Here is a 22,585-nt window from a genome sequence, read left to right on the forward strand (position 1 = left end):
ATGTCGGAAGAAATTGTATTTGGTATACATGCGGTTAAGTCGTTATGTGAAAGTCCTAACCCTAGAGTTCGTGAAATTATCGTGCAAGAAGAGCGGAAAGATCAGCGGGTTAAGGCCCTTTGGGATTTAGCAAAAGAGAAAAAAATTCGCATTAAACGCGTGAATAAACAAAGCTTTTTTAGATCCATTGATTTACATAAACTTGGGGATTCAACTCACCAAGGTGTGTTAGCGTTTTGTACGCAAATAGAGCAATTTCAAGAAAGCCAGTTAGATGAAGTACTTGGAAAAGCAGGGAAAGATCCATTGGTGCTTGTATTAGATGGTGTAACGGATCCTCATAATTTGGGTGCATGCTTACGAAGCGCGGATGCTGCGGGGGTTGCTTGTGTGATTGTGCCAAAAGATAACTCAGCTCAACTAACGTCAACGGCGTTAAAAGTAGCTTGTGGTGCAGGCGAAAACATCCCTTTATTTTTTGTAACCAATTTGGCTAGAACTTTAAATGAATTAAAAGAAAAGGGGTTTTGGTTAACTGGGACCGCCGGAGAAGCGACAACTTATTTATATGATGCTGATCTTTCTGGATCTCGTATTATTGTGATGGGTGCGGAAGGCGACGGCATGCGTCGATTAACGAAAGAAACCTGTGATGAGTTAGTAAAATTACCAATGCATGGTTCAGTTAGCTCTTTGAATGTTTCAGTTGCAACGGGCATTTGTTTGTTTGAGGTGGTTCGACGTAGAATGAAAAAAGCTTAATATTATGTTTGTAGTGCAATCCAATAAATCGAGATTGCCTAAAATTATTCGTATTTAGGCAATTTTAATTAATTTTCGACGAAGTTTTGGTTCGAAATTCTCACCAGTATTTATTTGATTATTTAATAAAGTGATAGATGCAAAACCCATAGCTAAGCCAATTAAGCCAATTAAGCTAACTGCAACATCATGTAAATTTAATAATGATGCCGTTAATGCAAAAAACATCATCATCAATAAAGGCATTAAGTACATTATTAATGCGGCTAATACTAAGCTGTTTTCAGGTAAAATTAATTCTACTTCTTCGCCAATGGAAACTGTTTCATCTGAAAAAATAGTGATATTATTTTTTTTAACCTGTTGTTCTTCATCGCCAATTTTGGATAATAATGCTTGTCCGCATCCACTTTTTGCTTTGCAAGACTGACATGAAGCACTTCTTACGGTTTGTAAAGTGATTTGATTGTCAATTATTGATTCGACCCAAGCATTTTCAACGATCATGGTGTTATTTCTTCATCAGTAAATTCAACAGATTGTGCTATTTTTTGCAAAGCTTGTATAGGAACTTCGCCTAATATGGATATTAACTTTTGATCTTTAACCGTTACTAAAATATTTGTAGCGCCCATCGTTTTAATTGATTCTTCAATAACACTTGAATTGTTTGTTTTATTGGAAATAAACACCGAGAAATTATTTAAACCATCACTGTACGTATAGTTTTCATAATGATCTGATCCAGAATGAATGGTCAAACTATTCACTAACACAAAATTGTTCGGACGCCATGTAATTGGTGAAACTAACCCAGGTTGCATCCAGCTATCAGATTGTTTGAGTTTTGAAACAATTGTGCTGTGTTCATGTGTTTTTTCATAAGTGGGCAGAGTAACAAACTCCCCCTGTTGTTTGATTTCAATATCTATGAAACGATATTCTTCAATGGTTTGATTTTTAGAGTCAACCATAGCAATTTTTAGTGGCAATGCGGATGACTCTTCAATCCATATTCGATAACTATGACGCCACTGGTCTGCATTTAATTCTAATACGATTGCTTGATGGCCGCATATTCGCTCTTTTGGTTGCAAGCTGATTTCATAATTATTGAGCAATTGATCGCTGTTTAAATTGGCAAATATTGAAAAGGGCGAAGGTTTACTTATGTGAGTTAATTGAGGTTTTAATTGAGATGGTGTCACTTGAATAATCGAAGTTTCATTAGAAATGATTTCAATACCATCTTGGTCTAATTGTAAAATCCGTTCAACGGATTGATTGTTTTTATATGTGTGTTGTAGGTAATAGGCAAAGAGTTTATCTTCGCCTCTAACAATATACGTGCCTTGATAATCGCGCTCGGTTATGGCGTTACCCATGCGATCAAACCACATGGTTGCCATATTGGCTTGTGAGTAAGCGCATACTAATAGTCCAATAATCAAACCAAAAGCTAGTCTACGCATTTTAATTACTCAGCCGATTTCCATTTAACTTCAACTTGTGTTGAAGGATCAATTGTCGTACCAAATGAAGTTTGAGAAGAGTGCTGTTGGAAGTGCTCTTTTAATTGTTGCTGAATGAACAAACCTTCTTTGCCAATTGGTGTGGCAACCGGATTGCCAGTTGCCATCACACTGGTGTTTTGAAGTTGTCCAGTTGGCTCAATTTCAAAACTATTAATGCCAAGCACAGTCGCAGCGCAAACACTTGCAGCAATCGTTGCTGAACCAATCCATTTTTTAGAACGAGTGAAAAAAGTGGCATTGGCCGGTACTTGTTGTTCAACAATAGGCTTGGCATTAATTTGATGAACAGCAAGCGTGTCAATTTCCCCTTGAGCGTAAAGGGCCTGGTTAACTTGACTTAAAACATCAAAACTCTGCTCACCTTGACATGAACTATGTCCAGCAGCTACTTGCTTCCACTGAGTGATTTTGTCTGGGTGACTGTCCATCGCTTTTAGAAGGCGTTGAATGTCAATTGAGCTTGCTTCATCATCTAATAGAGCGGAAAAGCTTTCGTTTATTGGGTCGGTCATTATCGGCTCCTATGCAGTTTTACTGCTTAAATGGTGAATGGATTGGTCAACTGAGGCGCGTGCTCTGAAAATACGCGATCGAACGGTGCCTATCGGTGTTTCCATCGCAACAGCAATTTCTTCATAACTTAAACCGTCAAATTCACGTAAAGTTAATGCGGTTTTTAAATCTTCGGGTAATTGCGCAATTGCTTTATACAATTGGTCCTCCAGTTGTTGAGTAGCTAAAGCATTTTCAGGAGTTAGGCTATCGGCTAATTTTTCAGCGCCTTCATAAGAGTGCGCATCGCTGATATCTACATCCCATTGAGGGACTTTTCTTGAACGTGCCATTAAGTAATTTTTAGCGGTGTTAATTGCAATACGGTAAATCCAAGTGTAAAAAGCGCTTTCGCCGCGAAAATTATTCAAGGCTTTGTATGCTTTAATAAAAGCGTCTTGCACCACGTCTTTGATTTCATCGTGGTCCTTTATATAGCGGCTTACTACGCTGCCTAATTTGTTTTGATATTTAAGAACTAATAGGTCAAATGCGCGGTTATCACCTTGCTGAACGCGTCGCACTAATAGCAAATCCGGGTTTTCAACAATCATGAGATAATCTCGTTTTTAAAAGTAATGTTATGACTGGGGTCGTCGTTAAAAGTTCTTTATTTTGATGAAAACTTTTGGATTTACCACTTCTTTTTGTAATAAGTTCTATAAATTCACAGTTAAGTTGCATAAAATCAGCGTACTTTTATAAAAATGATGATGTTATGGATTTTGATGTTCTTATTATTGGTTCAGGTGCTGCGGGTCTAACGCTTGCCTTAAATCTTGAATCCACTAAAAAAATTGCGATTGTGTGTAAAGCGCAATTACTGGATGGCTCCTCATCTAAAGCGCAAGGTGGTATTGCTGGCGTATTAGATGAGCTAGACAGTTTTGATGAACATATTGCTGACACATTAAACGCAGGCGCAGGATTGTGTGATAACCGTGCTGTGAAATTTACCATTCGAAATGGCACTGACGCATTAAATTGGTTAATCAATCAAGGAGTGCCTTTTAGCTTAGAAGGCAAGCAACTTCATTTAACTAAAGAAGGTGGACATAGTCATCGTCGAATTATTCATGCTGCAGATGCGACAGGTTATGCAATTAGCTCAACTTTGATAGATAAAGTCAAAAAACGCCATAATATCACATTACTTGAACATCACAGTGCTGTGGACTTAATTACCACGCGTAAATTAGATTTACCTGGCAATCGATGTATTGGTGCTTATTTATATAATATAAAAAAAGAGTCCGTTGTGACCATGCGAGCGCACCATGTTGTACTAGCAACAGGTGGTGCAAGTAAAGTGTATCTATATACCTCAAACCCAGATGGTGCCTCTGGTGATGGTATCGCAATGGCTTGGCGAGCTGGATGTCGCGTAGCTAATATGGAGTTTAATCAATTTCATCCCACTTGTTTATATCACCCAAAAGCCAAAGCCTTTTTAATCACGGAGGCCATTCGAGGTGAAGGTGGGCATTTGACATTACCCAATGGTGATCGATTTATGCAACATTACGATGAGCGCAAAGAGTTAGCGCCACGTGATATTGTCGCCCGAGCCATTGATAATGAAATGAAGCGAAAAGGTTTAGATCACGTATTTTTAGATATTAGTCATAAATCCAGTGAATTTGTCACTTCTCACTTTCCAACTATTTACCAAAAATGTTTGAAATATGGCATAGATATGACAAAAGACCCAATCCCAGTAGTGCCTGCTGCCCATTATACTTGCGGTGGAATTATGACCGACTTAAATGGTAAAACAGATATTTCTGGCTTGTTTGCAATTGGTGAATGTACATATACGGGATTACATGGCGCGAATCGATTAGCAAGTAATTCATTATTAGAGTGCATTGTATTCGGCAGAAGCGTGGCAAAAACCATTAACAACAGTTTTGATGAACAAGAGTTTGATGATGTACCTTTATGGGATGAGTCATTAGTGACCGATTCAGATGAAAACGTAGTCATCTCACATAACTGGGACGAAGTTCGTCGATTTATGTGGGACTATGTCGGTATTGTGAGAACGGATAAACGTTTATTGCGTGCCCAGCATCGAATTAAACTATTACAAACTGAAATTCAAGATTTTTATAGTAACTTTAAAATCAGTAATGATTTATTAGAATTGCGAAATCTTGTTCAAGTAGCAGAATTGATGATTGAGTCAGCTTTAAAGCGAAAAGAAAGTCGAGGATTGCATTTCACTTTGGATTACCCAGAAACCAAAGATGTGGCAAGAATTACTGTTTTAAGGCCAAATTGATTTGTAAAAAATAGCATGTTGAAAGTATTGTATTGTGGTTATAAAACATTTGATTAAATTTGAATTTGTTGCAATTACAGAGTAAAACAAGCTTTGATCAGCGTTTTTAGTGATTTAAATTCATTATTACCAGGTTGATTGAAAAAGTTAGTTGTTAACTTTTACAGTCAAAAGCCGCATTTTTGTGGCTTTTTTTTGCGGTGTAAAATTGAGCAAAGCAGCAGTTAAGGGTAAATAATGGAAATATTTTTGAGTTTTTTCTTTTCAATTCAAAACATAACGAAATATATTTAAAATAATATGTAAATTTATGTGAACAATTTTTTCCTCTGCCAATAAAACGTTACAGAAATTAACCTATAATCCGTCAAAAACCCTAAAAAAATAGAGAAAAAACGGACAGTTTTGACCCACATAACTAATCGAACTTAAAACAGTTTTATTAACGTTTTTTATTACATTCAATTTAAAAAAAGTTAACTATCTTTCTTACTATGAATAAATTGTTCGATTTTGTAAGGGAAAGTAATTATGACTAAAACAGCAGAAACATCATTAAAATTTAAATACGCAGATACTTCTTTTATTGGCAGTAAAGAAGAAGAGTCATTAGTAGAACGCACACTTACTTCAAGGACACGTTTACGTGATGAAATGGAGGCAGATATTGAGGCGTTTATTAATGGTGGAGGAGAGATTCAATTGGTTGCTAAAAATATGCGCACCGATATTCCTAAAAAACCACAATCCAACTATGGTGCAAGACCCATTTAAACGATCAGATACAAAAAAGGCCGCTAATATAGCGGCCTTTTTTATGCGTGCTCGTTAAAATTAACGTGCGCGGTATGTGATACGGCCTTTGGTAAGATCGTAAGGTGTCATTTCTACTTTTACTTTGTCGCCAGTTAAAATGCGAATGTAGTTTTTACGCATTTTACCCGAAATGTGTGCGATAACGACGTGGCCGTTTTCTAATTCCACACGGAACATTGTGTTTGGAAGTGTATCAATGATCTCACCTTCCATTTCAATGACATCTTCTTTAGCCATGTTCAAACCTTAATTTGTTAATAAAATATTGAAAGGCGCGCATTCTGCCTGAAAAGTGACCATTTTTCAAAGGTTTTAAATAAAACATTCATTAACAGTCAAAAAAGCTTCAGGCCAAGGTCTTTTTTTATGGTTTGTCAGGGTGTTTATTTGATTTTCGAACAAATTGCGTGAAATTTGTACAAATCCTAGTGAGTTTAAATAATCGTTTTCAACTTGCCCATCAATTAATTCAATACCTAATGTTTTGCAAAGTTTGCACAAACCCACAAACGCATATTTTGAGGCATTGGTCTGAAGGCTAAACATTGACTCTCCAAAAAATACACCACCAATATGCAGTCCATATAAACCCCCAATCAATAGATTATCTTGCCAAACTTCCACGCTGTGAGCATGACCGAGTTTATGCAGTTCAGTGTAAGCATCAATGATATCTGGACTAATCCAGGTATTGTCTTCGCGAAGATCACAGCAATATTGAATGACTTCTTCAAAGGCGGTGTCCCATTTAATGGTGTAATCGACCTTTTTAGCGGATTTTTTTAAACTTTTACTAATATGCATGTCACAGGGTAGGCATACGGTTCTTGGATTTGGTGTCCACCATAAAATGGGCTCTTCGGGGCTGAACCATGGGAAAATCCCCTTCTTATAGGCATTGAGAAGGCGTTGTGGGCTTAAATCTCCCCCAAAGCATAACAGGCCGTCAGGTTCGCTCAACGCTAAACTTGTTGGGGGAAATTCAAGATTGGTTAAGCTTAATTGTGCAATATTAATCATGTTAATGTTTTTCGTGTACCGATTACCTGTTATAACAGGTAAAATGTTTTATTTCGTTAATTTATTATCATAAGGTAACTTTGTGTCAGTAAACAATCAACTCAATGAAGAGCAATCTACAGAACATCGGGCCGTTACTAATCGAATTGAGCTTGGTATTCAAGAAGGATCTGCACTAATTTTCCTGTTGGCAGGTGTGTTTTTATTTTTATGTTTAGTCAGTTATGACGCAAATGATCCTGGTTGGTCGCATATTGGTGACTCTCAAATAGTACAAAATTGGTTAGGCTCATTTGGCGCTAAATTGTCTGATGCCTGTTTCAGTTTATTTGGTGTGGTGTCTTATTTATTTCCATTTTTATTTTTATCCCATACTTTTCAAACCGTAATTTTACGCAATCGAAGTGGCCAAATTGATTTTAAGATGGTTGCGCTGCGTGCTTTAGGGGGCGGCGTTGCTGTGTTGTCTGCTTGCGCATTAGCAACAATGCATTTTATTGAAACTAATGTGAATTCATCCGGCGGAATTTTAGGACTTGCAAGCTCACAAGGGGCATTAAGTACTTTGGGTGTATTAGGTACAACCATGATTTATTTTGTGTTGTTACTTGCAGGACTCACATTAAGTTTAGGGATATCTTGGTTAAATGTAATTGATAAAACTGGCGATATTACAATTGGTATTGCTAAATGGTTTGCGCAAAAAATTAGAAGCTATCGTTTAAAGCGTGTTGAGATAAATAATCAAAAAACAGCATTAGAACAACGTAAAAGCAATGTCGAGATAAGAATTGCAGAGCAGCCAAAGCGAAAAGAGCCACCTCGCATCGCACCTTTAAAACCAAAAGCTGAAAAATCTGTTCGAATCGAATTAGAAAAACAGTCCCCTCTTGATTTATTTGAAGAAACTTCCAAGCCTGAAGGTGAGTTACCTTCATTAGGTTTATTGCATCCAGCGGATAATGACCAAACCCAAGGGTATAGTGCAGAGTCGTTAGAGGCCATGTCGCGTTTACTTGAAATCAAGTTAAAAGATTTTGGTGTTTCGGTTGAGGTGGTTTCTGTGGCGCCTGGACCAGTCATTACCCGATTTGAAATTCAGCCAGCTCCAGGAGTGAAAGCCAGTAAGATTTCAGGATTGTCTCAGGATTTAGCGCGCTCGTTAGCAATGGTTAGTGTACGAGTGGTAGAAGTGATTGCAGGTAAAACCGTTCTTGGGATTGAAGTGCCAAATGAGCACAGAGCAATTGTTAGATTGTCTGAAGTACTGGAAACTAAAATGTTTGATGAGGCTAAATCCCATTTAACCATTGCGTTAGGCCATGATATTAGTGGTGCGCCAGTGATTGCTGATGTGGCTAAAATGCCACATTTATTAGTGGCAGGTACAACAGGCTCCGGTAAGTCGGTCGGGGTGAATACCATGTTGTGTTCACTTTTATACAAATCAACACCAGAGGATCTTCGTTTAATTTTGGTTGATCCAAAAATGTTGGAATTGGCAATTTATGAAGGTATCCCCCATTTATTAACACCAGTAATTACCGATATGAAAGATGCCGCTAACGGCTTGCGTTGGGCTGTGGGCGAGATGGAACGACGCTATAAATTAATGTCTAAAGTAGGCGTGCGTAACATGGCAGGCTTAAACAAAAAAATTGTCGATTCATTAAAAAATGGTGAGCCTTTAAAGGATCCACTTTGGGATCCGGCTCAACATATTGATGGTTCTGTTCATCCAATTTTAGTAAAACTGCCTTCCATTGTGATCGTAATTGATGAATTTGCCGATATGATGATGATGGTAGGAAAAAAAGTGGAAGAGTTGATCGCACGTATCGCACAAAAAGCGCGTGCAGCGGGGATTCATTTGATACTTGCAACTCAACGTCCATCTGTGGATGTGATTACAGGTTTGATTAAAGCGAACGTACCGACCAGAATGGCGTTTCAGGTTTCCAGCAAAATCGATTCAAGAACAATTTTAGATCAAGGCGGTGCAGAGCAATTATTAGGTCACGGTGATATGTTGTATTTACCACCTGGTTCTGGTTTACCAATTCGTGTCCATGGTGCATTCGTTGACGATGATGAAGTGCATAGAATTGTGGATGATTGGAAACAGCGCGGACGCCCAGATTACATTGATGAAATTTTAGCGGGCGATGCAGAAGAACAATTAAGCGTCGCAGGTATCGATGCTGCGCCTCGATCTGAAGACCCAGAAGCCGATGCTTTGTTTGATGAAGCCATCGCTTTTGTTACTACAACAAGAAAAGTCTCCATATCTTCAGTTCAACGTAAATTACGTATTGGCTATAACCGAGCTGCTAACTTAGTAGAAGCCATGGAAGCGGCAGGGGTCATTACAGGCCCAGGTCATAATGGTTCACGAGAAGTCATTGCTCCGGCTCCAGTAGAATTCTAAACAGGAAAAAACCAACATGAAAAATAATTTAAAAAAACTGACATTAGCATTAACTGTATGTTTACCAATTTGTGCATTTTCAGGTGTGCAAGGTGATGTAAACATTCAATCAACTCAAATTCCATCACCATTAATGCCAGCCCAAGAATCGCAAGCACCTGTCAATAATGAAATATTGATTGATCATTCAGAACAAGACACTCAATTGTTTATTGGAATAATCAGTTCCATGCAAACAATGGAAGCAAAATTTGAACAACTGAGTATTAATAATTATCGCCAAACACAGCAAAGTTCATCGGGTGTATTTAAAGTAAAAAAACCTGGGAAATTCGCTTGGCTTATTGAAAAACCGTACGAGCAATATATTTTAAGTAACGGTAAAAAAGTATGGGATTACGATGTGGATTTAGAAGAAGTGAATATTTCTAAAGTGGATGCACAAAACAGTCAAATGATGGATTTATTGCAAAGCGATAAAGAAGCGTTATTACTAAGCGATTACGCTATAAGTGCCGATCGATACGCAAGTGAAACCGTATTTACCTTTGTACCAAAATTAGAAAATAGTGAAATTGCCCAAATTTATATCAGTTTTGTAGGCAATGTTTTAAATTCTATTCGAATACAAACGGATTTAGAGCAGGCAACAATTTTTGAGTTTTCAGATGTACAAACCAATATTGAAATCAAAGACAGTGTGTTTGAATTAGCCATACCTGATGGAATTGATGTTTATGATGAAACGCTTTTCTAATGGATTTATTTGAAACAACTAATGAATTTGCCCCTTTAGCTGAACGTATGCGCGCAAACTCGTTAAATGAATACGTCGGCCAGCAACATATTTTGGCCAGCGACAAACCTTTGTATAAGGCGTTAACTCAAGACAAAATACATTCCATGATTTTGTGGGGGCCACCGGGGGTGGGTAAAACCACCTTGGCTAAATTATTTGCAAAGCAATCTCAGTGTTATTTTCATAGTATCAGTGCAGTATTGGCTGGTGTAAAAGAAATAAAAGAAGCGGTCGAACAAGCCAAAATGCGTTTGCATCAAGGTCGTAAAACAATCTTGTTTGTAGATGAGGTGCATCGGTTTAATAAGTCTCAACAAGACGCTTTTTTACCCCATGTTGAAGCGGGCACCTTTGTGTTTATCGGTGCTACTACTGAAAATCCCAGTTTTGAATTAAACTCGGCATTATTGTCTCGAGCTCGAGTGTATGTATTACAATCGCTTCAACCAAGTGAATTAATTCAATTACTGAACCGTGCTAAAAATGATGAGCAATTAAAAAATAAATCCATCAGTGATGATGCAATAGAATTAATTGCTCAGGCCGTTGATGGCGACGCTAGGCGCGCATTAAATCTATTGGAGCTTGCCTGCGATTCTTCTGATGATGTGAACATTGAATCGGTAACGGGGTTGTTAGAACATTCTCCAAAACGTTTTGATCAAAAAGGCGACCGTTTTTATGATCAAATTTCTGCATTACACAAATCCGTGCGTGGCTCCTCTCCAGATGGTGCGTTATATTGGTTTTGCAGAATGTTAGATGGCGGCTGTGACCCTATTTATGTAGCAAGGCGAGTCGTGCGAATGGCCAGCGAAGATATTGGTAATGCCGATCCGCGTGGTTTAAATCTAGCTATGAGCGCATGGGACGTGCAAACTCGCTTAGGCAGTCCAGAAGGTGAGTTAGCTATAGCGCAAGCTATTATTTATTTAGCCTGTGCACCCAAAAGCAATGCCGTTTATAATGCCTACAATCAAGTGCGCAAACAAATTCAAACTCAGCCTGATTATGATGTACCATTACATATCAGAAACGCACCAACTAAGCTAATGAAAGATTTAGATTACGGCGCGCAGTATCGTTATAGTCATGACGAAGAGCATGCCTATAGCGCAGGCGAAAATTATTTACCTGAAGACATCAAACGCAGTGAATTTTATAAACCCGTTGATCGAGGCTTAGAAATTAAGTTAAAAGAAAAACTTGATTGGCTAAAACAATTAGACCTACAAAGTCCAAATAAAAGATACGAATCATGAATTTTCAAATATTAGCCATTGCCTTAGGTGGCGCAACAGGCGCATTAGCGCGTTATGGTGTTGGCACTTTAGTGCATAAAACTTGGATGCCATTTGGAGTGTACACAGGTACATTTATAGCAAATAGTTTAGGTTGTTTCATTATGGGGTTGGCTTTTGTGTATTTTGATTTAAAATACAGCGCATTAACTTCATCAAACGAAGCGCTAGTGGCCATTCGACAATTTTGTATGATTGGATTTTTAGGCGCATTTACCACCTATTCATCCTTTTCGTTGGACGCATTTAAGATGTTACAACAGGGGCAAATATTTCATTGGGGTATTTATATATTTTCCACATTAATTGTGAGTATTGTGTCCTTAATGATCGGTGTATTCATCGCAAAATTTTTACTAACATAATTAAAATTGTTCAATATGAATTGGACACTTACCTTTAATAAACAGGATTCTCCATGCTAGACGTAAAACTGATTCGTAAAGAAACCCAAAAAGTTGCGGATTTACTTAAGAAAAAACATTTCACATTAGACGTAGAAAAATTCAACGAATTAGAAACGAAACGTAAATCCGTTCAAGTAGAAACAGAAAGTCTACAAGCTGAAAAGAAACGTCAATCCAAGCAAGTAGGTTTGTTAATTAAAGAAGGCATGTCACCAACTGATGCCAAAGCACAAATTGCCGATGAAATTGCAAAAATCAGCAAGCAATTAGATGAAAAAGAAGACGCGCTAAAAGTAATCCAAGCTGAGCTTGAACTGTTTTTAAACGACATTCCTAATATTCCATCCGTTGACGTACCAGAAGGCAAAACAGAAGAGGACAATCAAGAAATATTAAAATGGGGCGAACCTGCCACTTTTGATTTTGATGTGTTAGATCATGTGGATTTAGGTGAACAAAATGGCGGGCTGGATTTTGAATCCGCCGCTAAATTAACAGGCAGTCGCTTTAGTGTTATGACAGGCACAGTGGCAAGAATGCACCGTGCGTTAATTCAATTTATGTTAAATACCCATACAAACGAGCATGGTTATAACGAAATTTACGTACCATACATGGTTAACGCCGATTCTCTAATGGGAACAGGACAATTACCAAAGTTTGCTGAAGATTTATTTAAATTAGAAGGTGAGCAAGAATATTATTTGATACCTACCGCTGAAGTGCCTGTTACTAATATGGTTCGCGGCAAGATTTTAGATAATAAAGAATTGCCAATTCAGTATGTGTGTCATTCACCTTGCTTTAGATCAGAAGCGGGAAGTTACGGTCGTGATACTCGCGGTATGATTCGTCAACATCAATTTGAAAAAGTAGAATTATTACACATCGTCAAACCTTCAGAATCTGATGCTGCATTAGAAAAATTGGTCGGTGATGCTGAAAATATTCTTAAACTTTTAAATCTACCATACCGTAAAGTGATTTTATGCGGTGGAGATACTGGTTTTAGTGCATACAAAACTTACGATTTAGAAGTATGGTTACCCGCACAAAATCAATATCGTGAAATTTCTTCATGCTCAAACATGGGGGATTTCCAAGCACGTAGAATGAGTGCACGCTACCGTGATGAAGATGGTAAAACACAATTGCTACACACATTAAATGGATCAGGCCTAGCAGTAGGTCGTACATTAGTAGCGATTCTAGAAAACTACCAGCAAGCAGATGGTCGCATCGCCGTGCCAGAAGTGTTAAAACCTTATATGGGTGGTGTTGATTTTTTATAAGCTAAAAAATTGATAAAATTAAGACTGCTTTCGCAGTCTTTTTTTTGGCTTGAAGAAAAGCGAGAATAATGAATATCATAAATTGGCTAACGCCGTCGTATTTGCTAAAATCGCGCTTTATTTTTAAATAGTGATTTACATGTCTCAATCATACATTCCATTATCAATCAGCTTAACCCGCCAACCATGTTTAGTGATTGGGGCAGGTAATATTGCATCCAGCCGAGTTGAAAAATTAGTTGAAGCTGGCGCGGTTGTGACCGTGATTGCATCGAATATTGACGCTCGAATCGAACAAATGAGAGATGTTGAAATCATAAAACAGCCATATGCGAGCATGGATTTATCAAAATATAAATTAGTAGTGATTGCTACCGATAACGATGAAGCAAACCAAACAGCGTTAAAAGACGCGCAACGCGGCGGTTGTTTAATCAACAGTGCGTTTGATGGTTTGCAAGGTGATGTGATTTTTCCTGCGATTATCAAGCGTGGATTGTTTCAATTAGCATTAACCAGTCAAGGCGTGACACCCACATTAACTCGTTTATTACGTGGATGGTTAGAAGCACGCATTCCGTTTGGTGTGTCTAACTTGGCTCAGTTTGCCAGCGAAAACGCAGGCACAATTAAGAAACGATTCAAAACCGAACAACGTAAATATTTTTGGCAGTCATTGTTTCATGGAATAGCAGGGCAAAAATTAATGGATGGCGATCAATTATCATTGTCAGAAGTTGATGACTTAATTGAAAAGGCCGATGAATATAAACACAAAGGCGAAGTGTATTTAGTAGGGGCAGGTCCAGGTGACCCTGAGTTATTAACTTTTAAAGCGCTTCGTTTAATTCAGCAATCTCAAGTGGTGTTATACGATCGTTTAGTGTCCCAAGAAATTCTAAACATGATTCCAGCTGATGCGAAAAAAATTAATGTCGGCAAAGAGCGCGACATGCATTTAGTGCCTCAAGGTGATATTAATCAGTTATTGGCCGATGAAGCGAAAAAAGGCCAGCGTGTACTTCGCTTAAAAGGCGGTGATCCATTTATTTTTGGTCGTGGTGGCGAAGAGATCGAATTGTTATTTGATCAAGGTGTCCCATTTCAAGTGGTGCCAGGCATTACCGCAGGCGCAGGTTGTTCAAGTTATGCAGGCATTCCGTTAACTCATCGTGACTATTCACAATCAGTTCGTTTTATTACAGGACATTTAAAGAACGGAACATCTGATTTGCCGTGGCATGAATATCAATACGGTAATCAAACCTTGGTGTTTTACATGGGCTTAAAATCGTTGCGAATTATCTGTGAGCAGTTGATATTAGCTGGCAAACCCAAACAAACACCGATTGCATTGATTCAAAAAGGCACCACTAAAGATCAAAAAGTTTGGACAGGCACATTAGAAACTATGGCTGATGATATCCAAAACGAAAAAATCCAAGCTCCGACATTAATTATTATTGGCGAAGTAGTGAAGTTGCGTGAGAAGCTTGCTTGGCGAGGGTAAGATTTATTTGTTTTGAATTAAGTGTTTAAAGTTAATGTATTTTCTTTGTATTAAACGTTACGAATTTTCAAGAATGGTAATAAAATTGATAAGGGAATTATTGATATATGGGTAATTTCCAAAGGGCTTGTTTTATCAATTCAATCTCAAAAGATTGTTTGGATTTAGCAGGCGCTTCGATCCCGTCTTCAAATAAATCATCTTCTAAAGTTAATTTACTAGTTGATACGTTAATAAAAAAATCACCTTGTTGATTTGATTTTATTTTATTAAATAAAACATCCGAAAATACAATCCCTGCTTGATTGGCCATGACGTCGCTGTAACTAAATTTAGTCGCACGGGTAGTTGCGTCGTTATTTTCTTTTACTTCTCCCATATATTCTGAAAAATTACTGCCACCGATTTGCTCTAAAAAAGCGGAGTAAATAAAGTGTTTTGCCAAATCATATCGGTTTTGTAAAGTAAGCTTCACTGATGGTGAATTTAAATTCAAATTTAATAAACGGTTTGCTTGCGCAGTGTCAACACTTGCAAATAAAACAGACCAAAATACAATTCGATCCGATGGGTGTTTTAATTGATTGGTTAAATTAAATAAAACTAGCATCGCCTGTTGTAAGCTGGATTTCGAATTACCCATTGTTTTTAATTGATTTTGAAAAGTAATATAAATGTTAGTAATTTGGGTGTTTGTATGGTTGTTTGATTGATTTAAACTATTTGAAAGTCTTTCATTCCAAGTGTATTTAATGATTAATGTGGAATCTAAAACGGTTAAAAATATATTTTCTTTAGTCAGTATTGATTCTAAACCCTGTTGTTGAATGTGATTGGTGATTTTTTTGTTAAAAAAGTTTTTAGTGAAAATTGGAAAAACATGATGTTTTATTTCAATGGAATCAATTGGTGTTTGAAAGTTATTTAATTTAATTGAAAATTTTACTGGGATGTACCGGGTTGTAAAGTATAAATCAATAGGGTGTTCGATAGATAAATCTATTGAATCTTGGTTTAATAAAAGTGTTGATCGGGTGTCTGTGTTTTTAAACGTTTGAATTAATGAAAATATCAATGCTGTTTGTAATTGAGCTTCAGTGAATTCAATTACATAAACTTGCCCATTAATATGATAACGATTGTTAAATGTGTCGATTGTATTTTTGATTTCTAAAGATTGTTGAAAACTTAAAGTATTTTTATTGATAGTCGCATTGGATGACGTGAAGTAAAAAAAACCTCCCACTGCAAATAACAAAATAAGAATACTAATAAATAATATTCGTTTAAAAAGTGTCTTCAGTAATCTCATTTTATATCGCTTGGTAGAGATGAATTTGGATCAAATTTCCAATCACCACTTTTTCCACCGCTTTTTTCTAAAACACAAATTTGATCAATGCGCATTGTTTTATCTACCGCTTTGCACATATCATAAATTGTCAATGCCGCAACGTTAACGGCACATAAACTTTCCATTTCGACGCCTGTTTGCGCTGCAATTTTGCAAGTAGCAAAAATTATTACGCTGTGATTTGAATGATCCAATTCGATATCTACTGTCACTTTTGTCAGCATAATAGGATGACACAATGGAATTAAGTCCGGACATTTTTTCGCAGCTTGAATGCCAGCAATACGAGCAATAGCTAATACGTCTCCTTTTTTATGACCCCCAGTTGCTAGTAATTCAAACGTATGAGCTTGCATACTTACAATTGCTTGTGCTGTAGCACTTCGGCTTGTAATGGCTTTATCGCTCACATCCACCATGTGTGCCTGACCTTTTTCATTTAAGTGAGTAAGATTCATGATTCGTATATCGTATTTAATGTTCGTTGAAGGCCGCGTCGCCATGGTAATTGCTTAATGCCAAAAGTATGTAATAGTTTGGTGCAATTAAGGTTTGCATATTTTATATGAGTTAATTGTGCCACTGTCGGATTAGATGCAATTACTTGTTCTGTAATAATTGAATCGTATTTTTTGGATCCGTTTATAATCGCTTTGGAAAACTCTAAAAAGTTAGTTTGATCCGATCCACCATAATGGTAAATTCCCCAAAGCGGAACATCAGCTTGGCAATTTATTTGATCTAACATCGCAACTATGACTCGGGCACAATCTACATTATGGGTTGGATTAAAATAATGCAATTCAGAAAAATATAATGTTTTGTTATCCTTGGCTAAAGTCAGTACGTTACTTAATAAATTATTGCCATGTTCACTAAAAATCATTCCGGTTCTTAAAATAATGGCATTCCCGCCCACTTGCATGATTTTTTGTTCGGCTTTGTGTTTTGTTACACCAAAATGATTAATTGGATTTGGGTTATCGCGTTCTGTGTATCCTGCTTTTCGTTCTCCATCAAATACTTGGTCGGTAGATAGCTGAATCAAAACCTTGTCAGTACGAACACATAGTTTTGCGATGTTTTCACAGGCTAATGTGTTCACCTCAATGGCTTCTTTGGCATGTTCTTCTACGTATTGCATATCATTTAGTGCGGCGCAATTAATCACAAATAACGCATCGGATTCTGTAATGACCCGCTCTAAAGCAAAAACATCTGTAATGTCTAATCGGTGAACTCTAGGAAGGTTTGGTTTAATATCAAATGCTTGAAAAAAAATACTGTGCTCATCAAATTTTCGCATTAATGCCGTGCCGACTTGGCCACTTGCACCTAAAATTATGACATTCATTTACCAGCTTCCTGTATTAGGCATAGACGCCCATGGCTCTGTAATGGGTAAATCATCGCCTTTTTGTAATAGTTCGATTGATATACCATCTGGACATTTAATGAATGCCATATGACCTTCTTTAGGTGGTCTTAAAATGGTAATTCCATTTTCAATTAACGAATCACATAATTTATAAATGTCATCAACTTGATAGGCTAAATGACCAAAATTACGACCATTATCATAAGGTTCTGTTTGATCCCAGTTATAAGTAAGCTCTAATGCAGGTGTGTCAGGATGTTCATCGGTTGCCAAAAACACTAAAGAAAAACGACCGTTTTCAAAGTCTCGGCGATTGATTAATTTTAAACCCAATAAATCGCAATAAAAGTGAAGGGAGGCGTCAAGGTCAACAACGCGAATCATGCTGTGTAAAAATTTCATAAGGTTCTTAATTGATTTGCAATGCTACATAATACTCCGCTGATGAAAAAATTCTAGACTCAAGTTCGAACCAATCTATAATGAACCTAATTATTTCAATAAGGCAAGCATATGACAGTTTCAAATAATTCAAATTGGTGGCGTGGCGCAGTCATTTATCAAGTGTATCCTCGCAGTTATTTAGACAGTACAGGTACTGGTGTAGGTGATCTAAAAGGGATAACAAGTAAATTAGAATACATTGCTAGTTTGGGCGTAGATGCTGTTTGGATCTCACCATTTTTTACGTCCCCTATGAAAGATTTTGGTTACGATATCTCAGATTATTGCGATGTGGACCCTATTTTTGGCTGTCTTGCTGATTTTGATGTCTTAATTGAAAAAGCCCACTCATTAAATCTTAAAATAATGATCGATTTAGTATTGAGTCATTGTTCAGATGAACACAAATGGTTTAAAGAATCCCGCTTAAGTGATAACAATGATAAAGCCGATTGGTTTGTTTGGGCTGATGCAAATGACGATGGCAGTGTACCAAACAACTGGCAGTCAGTTTTTGGCGGTGCCGCTTGGACTTGGGACTCTCGTCGTAAGCAATATTATTTGCATAACTTTCTTACCAGTCAGCCTGATTTAAATTTCCATAACCCTGAAGTGCAACAAGCGTCATTAGATACGGCTGAATTTTGGTTAAAGCGCGGTGTGGATGGATTTAGATTAGATGCAGTGAATTTTTATTTTCATGATCAACGTCTTCGTAATAATCCACCAAGAGTTGAAGTAACCGAAGGGGCTATTGGGGTGCGACCTGATAATCCATACGGATTTCAAATGCATAAATACGATAAAAGCCAGCCTCAAAATGTACGCTTTTTAGAAAAATTTCGTTCACTATTAGATCAATACCCAGGCAGTGCTACAGTAGGTGAGATTGGTTGTGATCATTCCATTGAAACTATGGCTGCTTATACAAGTGGTAATAATAAATTAAACATGGCGTATTCATTTGATTTATTAACCGAAGAAAAAGGAGCACCATTTTTAAAAGGTACGATTTTAAGACATCAAGAAAAATTATTGGATGGTTGGCCTTGCTGGTCAACAGGTAATCATGATGTTCAAAGAGTCATGACTCGTTGGGCCGATAAAGGCACAGTTGAAAAGCAAACGGATTATGATGCTAATAATCAAAAAGATATCGAACGCGGTTTGGCATATTTGGCCAGTACAACCTTGGCACGTGGTTCGGTATGTTTGTATCAAGGTGAGGAGTTAGGTTTTACCGAGGCTAAGTTAACTTATGAAGATTTGGTTGACCCTTATGGGCTAACTTTTTGGCCTGAATATCAAGGTCGTGATGGGTGTCGTACACCTATGGCTTGGACAACGGATCAACCAAATGGTGGCTTCTCTACTGCGAAGCCATGGTTGCCTGTAGCATCGAGTCACATTAAAAATAGTGTAGAGGCTTTAGAATTACAGCCTGAAGCGATTTTGCATCATTATCGAGATATTTTAAATTGGCGTAAACAGCATGAAGTATTGCTTGATGGTGATATGGAATTTATTGACGGTCCTGAGGATGTTTTATTTTTTGTTCGTAAAAATGATAAACAAACATTGTTGTGTGCGATTAATTTATCAAATAAAGAGCAAACTATCGATGCGACACATTATGAATGTCAATTAATGGCAATTCCTAAATCCTTTGCATTGCTGGAAACGGGCAAAAATACTTTGGCACCTTGGCAGGTGAAAGTTTGTCAGTTGTAACTTTCACGAAAAAGCCCCTTAACTGTTGTACAGTTAAGGGGCTTTTTTATTGCTACGGATTTAATTAATTACTATCTCGAATACCAAAGTGTTTGAGATTCATTCCAGAGCGTTTCAATTCTGCTTTTACAATTGCTTGTACAATAGACTCATCGTCGACTTTCATTACTTTTTCAACTAATTGTTGAGCAAAAGTTAAAGAGGTTTCACGGATGACCGCTTTTATTTTCAATAAACTTGCGGCATTCATTGAAAGCTTTTGATATCCCATGCCCATTAACAATATTGCTCCAACCGGATCACCTGCAATTTCACCACAGACACTTACAGGTGTATTTGTTAATTTTGCTTGGTCAATTATATGTTTAAATGACATCAATACAGCAGGGTGTAACGATGAATATAACTCAGCCACACGAGGATTATTTCGATCGACAGCCAATATGTATTGAGTTAAATCATTTGAGCCAACGGATAAAAAATCACATTCTTTTGCAAGATGATGAGCTTGATAAACCGCTGCGGGTACTTCAATCATTACTCCAATTTCTGGTTCAACAATTTCTAATCCGTCTTCTCGTAATTCATTAATGGAGCGATGAATTAAATATTTAGCAGTTTGAAGCTCGCTAATAGAAGTGATCATAGGTAGCATGATTTTTAGATTATTTAACCCTTCACTTGCTCGAAGCATAGCGCGAAGTTGAACCAAAAAGACTTCAGGGTGATCCAGTGTGATTCTAATACCGCGCCACCCTAAAAATGGATTGTCTTCCACAATTGGTAGATAGGGTAAAGATTTATCTCCCCCAATATCCAATGTGCGCATAGTCACAGGGTGAGGGGCAAAGATTGATAATTGTTGGCGGTAAATTTCTGCTTGTTCAATCTCAGAAGGGAAACGACCAAATGTCATAAACGGCACTTCGGTACGATATAAACCAACACCTTCAGCACCTAAATCTTGTGAGCGTACAACATCACTCATTAAACCTGTGTTCACAACTAATGACATTTTATGATTATCAGTTGTGATGGCTGGCTTGTCTTTTAGATTTTCCAATCCTTTAACTAGGAGCTTTTCATCTTCAACTAATTGTAAGAATAAGTTACGTTTTTCATCGGTTAAATTCGCATAAACATGGCCAGAATAACCATCAACGACTAACTCTTTACCTTCTAAAGCGCGAAGCGGTAAATCCACGGCCCCCATAACAGTAGGGATACCCATTGCACGGGATAAAATGGCTATATGAGAATTGGCAGAGCCTTGCATGGACACTAAGGCAACCACATTACGTGCTTGAAACTCTCCAAGCATGGAGGGGTTAACTTCTTCACCTATGACAACCGCACCGTAAGGGATTTCTGTTGGAGCTGAATGGTTTTTTTGTAAATGGCTTAAAACTCGTTGACCTAAATCACGAATATCCGAGGCGCGTTCTCGTAAATACGCATCTTCCATTTCATTAAAATGTTGCTCATAACCTTTAATCACTTCGCATAATGAGCCTTGAGCCCAATTGCCTTCGCGAATGCGTTTCACCACTTCTCCACCAAGTGCGTGATCTTCTAACATACCTAAATAGACATCAAACAATGCACGTTCTTCAGGTCGTAATGCATCTGCTAAACGCTCTCCAGCTTTGGAGATATCCTCACGAACTGCATCGAGCGCTTTCATAAAAGCTTGTTCTTCGGTGTCAATATCGGTTATGGCTTTTGTTAAGGATACGGATTTTAAATCTGCAGATGGAGTACAAACGTAAGCAATGCCCACTGCGATACCAGATGCGCCACGTACACCATCAAAGCGAGAGTTAAAAGCAATTTGACCCGAGAAATGCTTTCCTTCAACCACACCTGATGCTTCAGCTTGCGCAATCGTGCCTGCAATTTGGGCTGAAAGGGTGACTAAGAAAGCTTCTTCAGATTCATTAAACTTACGAGTATCAATGTTTTGAATAACCAAAACACCCAACACTTTACGTTGATGTATAATTGGTACAGCAAGCATCGATTTAAATTTATCTTCACCAAGACCAGGAAGATAGTGGAATTCAGCATGGTTTTGAGCATCTTCAAGGTTAATAGGTTCTTCACGAGAACCTGCTAACCCTACAATACCTTCAGTTTCACCTAAAGATACTTGGCCGATAGCGCGTTTATTTAAACCATCGGTCGACATCAATACGTAACGACGTTCTTCAAAATCAAATAAGAATAAAGAACATACATCGACTTCTAGGTTTTGTTTTACGCGTGAAGTAATCAAATGCAGAATCGCGTCAAGATTTCCTGCGTTTGATACTTCTTGAATTATTTTGCGTAAAATCGTTAACATTATTTAGCCATTTTGTTGTGTTATTGTATTAACTCTTGGAGCAAGCTCTTTAAGCGCCAGTCTGTATACATCTTTTTTAAAAGAAACTACCTGTGCCAAAGGGTACCAGTAGCTCACCCAGTCCCAGCCATCAAATTCAGGAGTATCACCTAAAGTTAGATCGATTCTGCTGTCAGGACAATTAATTTGTAGTAAAAACCACTTTTGTTTTTGACCAATGCAAATAGGGAGGTTTTGGTACCTCACCATTTTTTTCGGTAAGCGATATTTTAACCAACCGCGGGTACAAGCAATAAGTTTTACATCATCAGGGTCTAAACCGACTTCTTCGTTAAGTTCTCGGTACATCGCCTGTAATGGGGTTTCATTAGGATGGATGCCGCCTTGTGGAAATTGCCATGCATCCTGCCCAACACGTTTTGCCCAAAGTACTTGCCCTTTAGTATTGGCTAAAATAATACCGACATTAGGTCTAAAACCATCGGCATCTATCATATCTCAGCCCTTATAAATTTATCATTACCGCCATTCTTCCATATATAGAATAAAACACCAAGTAATTGTTGGCAATTTACGTAAATTGTTGTTTATTACCGAAATCGACAGTATTGTACTCATTTTTTTTCGG

Annotated in this window: 22 protein-coding genes; 10 read left to right on the forward strand and 12 right to left on the reverse strand. The window is 37.6% G+C overall.

What is annotated here, in order from left to right:
• Positions 1–762, forward strand: coding sequence for a 23S rRNA (guanosine(2251)-2'-O)-methyltransferase RlmB (rlmB, locus tag TYM08_RS05535; RefSeq protein WP_422381971.1), 762 nt, complete (start codon positions 1–3; stop codon positions 760–762).
• A gap of 54 nt (positions 763–816) precedes the next feature.
• Here the strand turns inward: rlmB and TYM08_RS05540 are convergent, their stop codons facing one another.
• The 4 genes from TYM08_RS05540 to rpoE are packed head-to-tail and all read right to left on the reverse strand — an operon-like array spanning position 817 to position 3,403.
• Positions 817–1,269 carry a SoxR reducing system RseC family protein gene (locus tag TYM08_RS05540; RefSeq protein ID WP_422381972.1) on the reverse strand — a complete coding sequence of 151 codons (453 nt, stop codon included), beginning with the start codon at positions 1,267–1,269 and terminating at the stop codon, positions 817–819.
• A complete protein-coding gene (locus TYM08_RS05545; protein WP_422381973.1) occupies positions 1,266–2,234 on the reverse strand; it encodes a MucB/RseB C-terminal domain-containing protein in 969 nt (322 codons plus the stop codon). Before TYM08_RS05545 ends, TYM08_RS05540 begins: the two co-directional genes overlap by 4 nt.
• A 5-nt stretch (positions 2,235–2,239) precedes the next feature.
• On the reverse strand, positions 2,240–2,809 hold the full coding sequence (locus TYM08_RS05550; RefSeq protein WP_422381974.1) for a hypothetical protein: 570 nt from the start codon (positions 2,807–2,809) through the stop codon (positions 2,240–2,242).
• A gap of 9 nt (positions 2,810–2,818) precedes the next feature.
• The gene (gene rpoE, locus TYM08_RS05555; protein ID WP_422381975.1) at positions 2,819–3,403 is read right to left on the reverse strand and encodes an RNA polymerase sigma factor RpoE; all 585 of its coding nucleotides are present in this window, start codon (positions 3,401–3,403) and stop codon (positions 2,819–2,821) included.
• A gap of 164 nt (positions 3,404–3,567) precedes the next feature.
• Here rpoE and nadB point away from each other — a divergent pair, with 164 nt between their 5' ends.
• Both nadB and TYM08_RS05565 read left to right on the forward strand, forming a co-directional pair.
• Positions 3,568–5,133, forward strand: coding sequence for an L-aspartate oxidase (gene nadB, locus TYM08_RS05560; protein ID WP_422381976.1), 1,566 nt, complete (start codon positions 3,568–3,570; stop codon positions 5,131–5,133).
• A gap of 531 nt (positions 5,134–5,664) precedes the next feature.
• Positions 5,665–5,907, forward strand: a complete 243-nt coding sequence (locus TYM08_RS05565) for a hypothetical protein (RefSeq protein ID WP_422381977.1) — start codon at positions 5,665–5,667, stop codon at positions 5,905–5,907.
• 60 nt (positions 5,908–5,967) lie between these two features.
• Here the strand turns inward: TYM08_RS05565 and infA are convergent, their stop codons facing one another.
• Positions 5,968–6,186, reverse strand: a complete 219-nt coding sequence (gene infA, locus TYM08_RS05570) for a translation initiation factor IF-1 (RefSeq protein ID WP_422381978.1) — start codon at positions 6,184–6,186, stop codon at positions 5,968–5,970.
• A 75-nt stretch (positions 6,187–6,261) separates the two neighbouring features.
• Positions 6,262–6,969, reverse strand: a complete 708-nt coding sequence (gene aat, locus TYM08_RS05575) for a leucyl/phenylalanyl-tRNA--protein transferase (RefSeq protein WP_422381979.1) — start codon at positions 6,967–6,969, stop codon at positions 6,262–6,264.
• Positions 6,970–7,051: 82 nt separating this feature from the next.
• Between aat and TYM08_RS05580 the strand changes: the two genes are divergently transcribed.
• From TYM08_RS05580 to cysG, 6 genes are all read left to right on the forward strand, one after another.
• Positions 7,052–9,397, forward strand: a complete 2,346-nt coding sequence (locus TYM08_RS05580; protein ID WP_422381980.1) for a DNA translocase FtsK — start codon at positions 7,052–7,054, stop codon at positions 9,395–9,397.
• 16 nt (positions 9,398–9,413) lie between these two features.
• Entirely contained in the window at positions 9,414–10,154 is a 741-nt protein-coding gene (locus TYM08_RS05585; protein ID WP_422381981.1) for a LolA family protein, read from the forward strand.
• Positions 10,154–11,458, forward strand: a complete 1,305-nt coding sequence (locus TYM08_RS05590) for a replication-associated recombination protein A (RefSeq protein WP_422381982.1) — start codon at positions 10,154–10,156, stop codon at positions 11,456–11,458. The genes TYM08_RS05585 and TYM08_RS05590 overlap by 1 nt, the downstream gene beginning before the upstream one ends.
• The gene (locus TYM08_RS05595) at positions 11,455–11,862 is read left to right on the forward strand and encodes a fluoride efflux transporter FluC (protein WP_422381983.1); all 408 of its coding nucleotides are present in this window, start codon (positions 11,455–11,457) and stop codon (positions 11,860–11,862) included. Before TYM08_RS05590 ends, TYM08_RS05595 begins: the two co-directional genes overlap by 4 nt.
• 53 nt (positions 11,863–11,915) lie before the next feature.
• Positions 11,916–13,196: a serine--tRNA ligase gene (serS, locus tag TYM08_RS05600; RefSeq protein ID WP_422381984.1), complete on the forward strand. Its 1,281-nt coding sequence runs from the start codon at positions 11,916–11,918 to the stop codon at positions 13,194–13,196.
• Positions 13,197–13,335: 139 nt separating this feature from the next.
• Positions 13,336–14,706: a siroheme synthase CysG gene (cysG, locus tag TYM08_RS05605; RefSeq protein WP_422381985.1), complete on the forward strand. Its 1,371-nt coding sequence runs from the start codon at positions 13,336–13,338 to the stop codon at positions 14,704–14,706.
• Positions 14,707–14,803: 97 nt separating this feature from the next.
• Here the strand turns inward: cysG and TYM08_RS05610 are convergent, their stop codons facing one another.
• The 4 genes from TYM08_RS05610 to gloA are packed head-to-tail and all read right to left on the reverse strand — an operon-like array spanning position 14,804 to position 17,840.
• Entirely contained in the window at positions 14,804–16,018 is a 1,215-nt protein-coding gene (locus TYM08_RS05610) for a hypothetical protein (protein ID WP_422381986.1), read from the reverse strand.
• A complete protein-coding gene (moaC, locus tag TYM08_RS05615) occupies positions 16,015–16,521 on the reverse strand; it encodes a cyclic pyranopterin monophosphate synthase MoaC (protein ID WP_422382814.1) in 507 nt (168 codons plus the stop codon). The genes TYM08_RS05610 and moaC overlap by 4 nt, the downstream gene beginning before the upstream one ends.
• Complete coding sequence (locus TYM08_RS05620; RefSeq protein ID WP_422381987.1) at positions 16,515–17,414, reverse strand: SDR family oxidoreductase; 900 nt, start codon at positions 17,412–17,414, stop codon at positions 16,515–16,517. Before TYM08_RS05620 ends, moaC begins: the two co-directional genes overlap by 7 nt.
• The gene (gloA, locus tag TYM08_RS05625) at positions 17,415–17,840 is read right to left on the reverse strand and encodes a lactoylglutathione lyase (protein WP_422381988.1); all 426 of its coding nucleotides are present in this window, start codon (positions 17,838–17,840) and stop codon (positions 17,415–17,417) included.
• Positions 17,841–17,951: 111 nt separating this feature from the next.
• Between gloA and TYM08_RS05630 the strand changes: the two genes are divergently transcribed.
• Positions 17,952–19,613 carry an alpha-glucosidase gene (locus tag TYM08_RS05630; RefSeq protein WP_422381989.1) on the forward strand — a complete coding sequence of 554 codons (1,662 nt, stop codon included), beginning with the start codon at positions 17,952–17,954 and terminating at the stop codon, positions 19,611–19,613.
• 64 nt (positions 19,614–19,677) lie between these two features.
• Here the strand turns inward: TYM08_RS05630 and ptsP are convergent, their stop codons facing one another.
• Together ptsP and TYM08_RS05640 are read right to left on the reverse strand one after the other, a co-directional pair.
• Positions 19,678–21,957, reverse strand: a complete 2,280-nt coding sequence (ptsP, locus tag TYM08_RS05635) for a phosphoenolpyruvate--protein phosphotransferase (RefSeq protein ID WP_422381990.1) — start codon at positions 21,955–21,957, stop codon at positions 19,678–19,680.
• A gap of 3 nt (positions 21,958–21,960) precedes the next feature.
• Positions 21,961–22,452 (reverse strand): RNA pyrophosphohydrolase, encoded by a 492-nt coding sequence (locus TYM08_RS05640; RefSeq protein WP_422381991.1) that lies wholly within the window; start codon positions 22,450–22,452, stop codon positions 21,961–21,963.
• Positions 22,453–22,585 lie beyond the last annotated feature (133 nt).

Origin of the sequence: Marinicellulosiphila megalodicopiae, from assembly GCF_045862395.1 — a bacterium.
Taxonomy (GTDB): Bacteria; Pseudomonadota; Gammaproteobacteria; order Pseudomonadales; family Natronospirillaceae; genus Marinicellulosiphila; species Marinicellulosiphila megalodicopiae.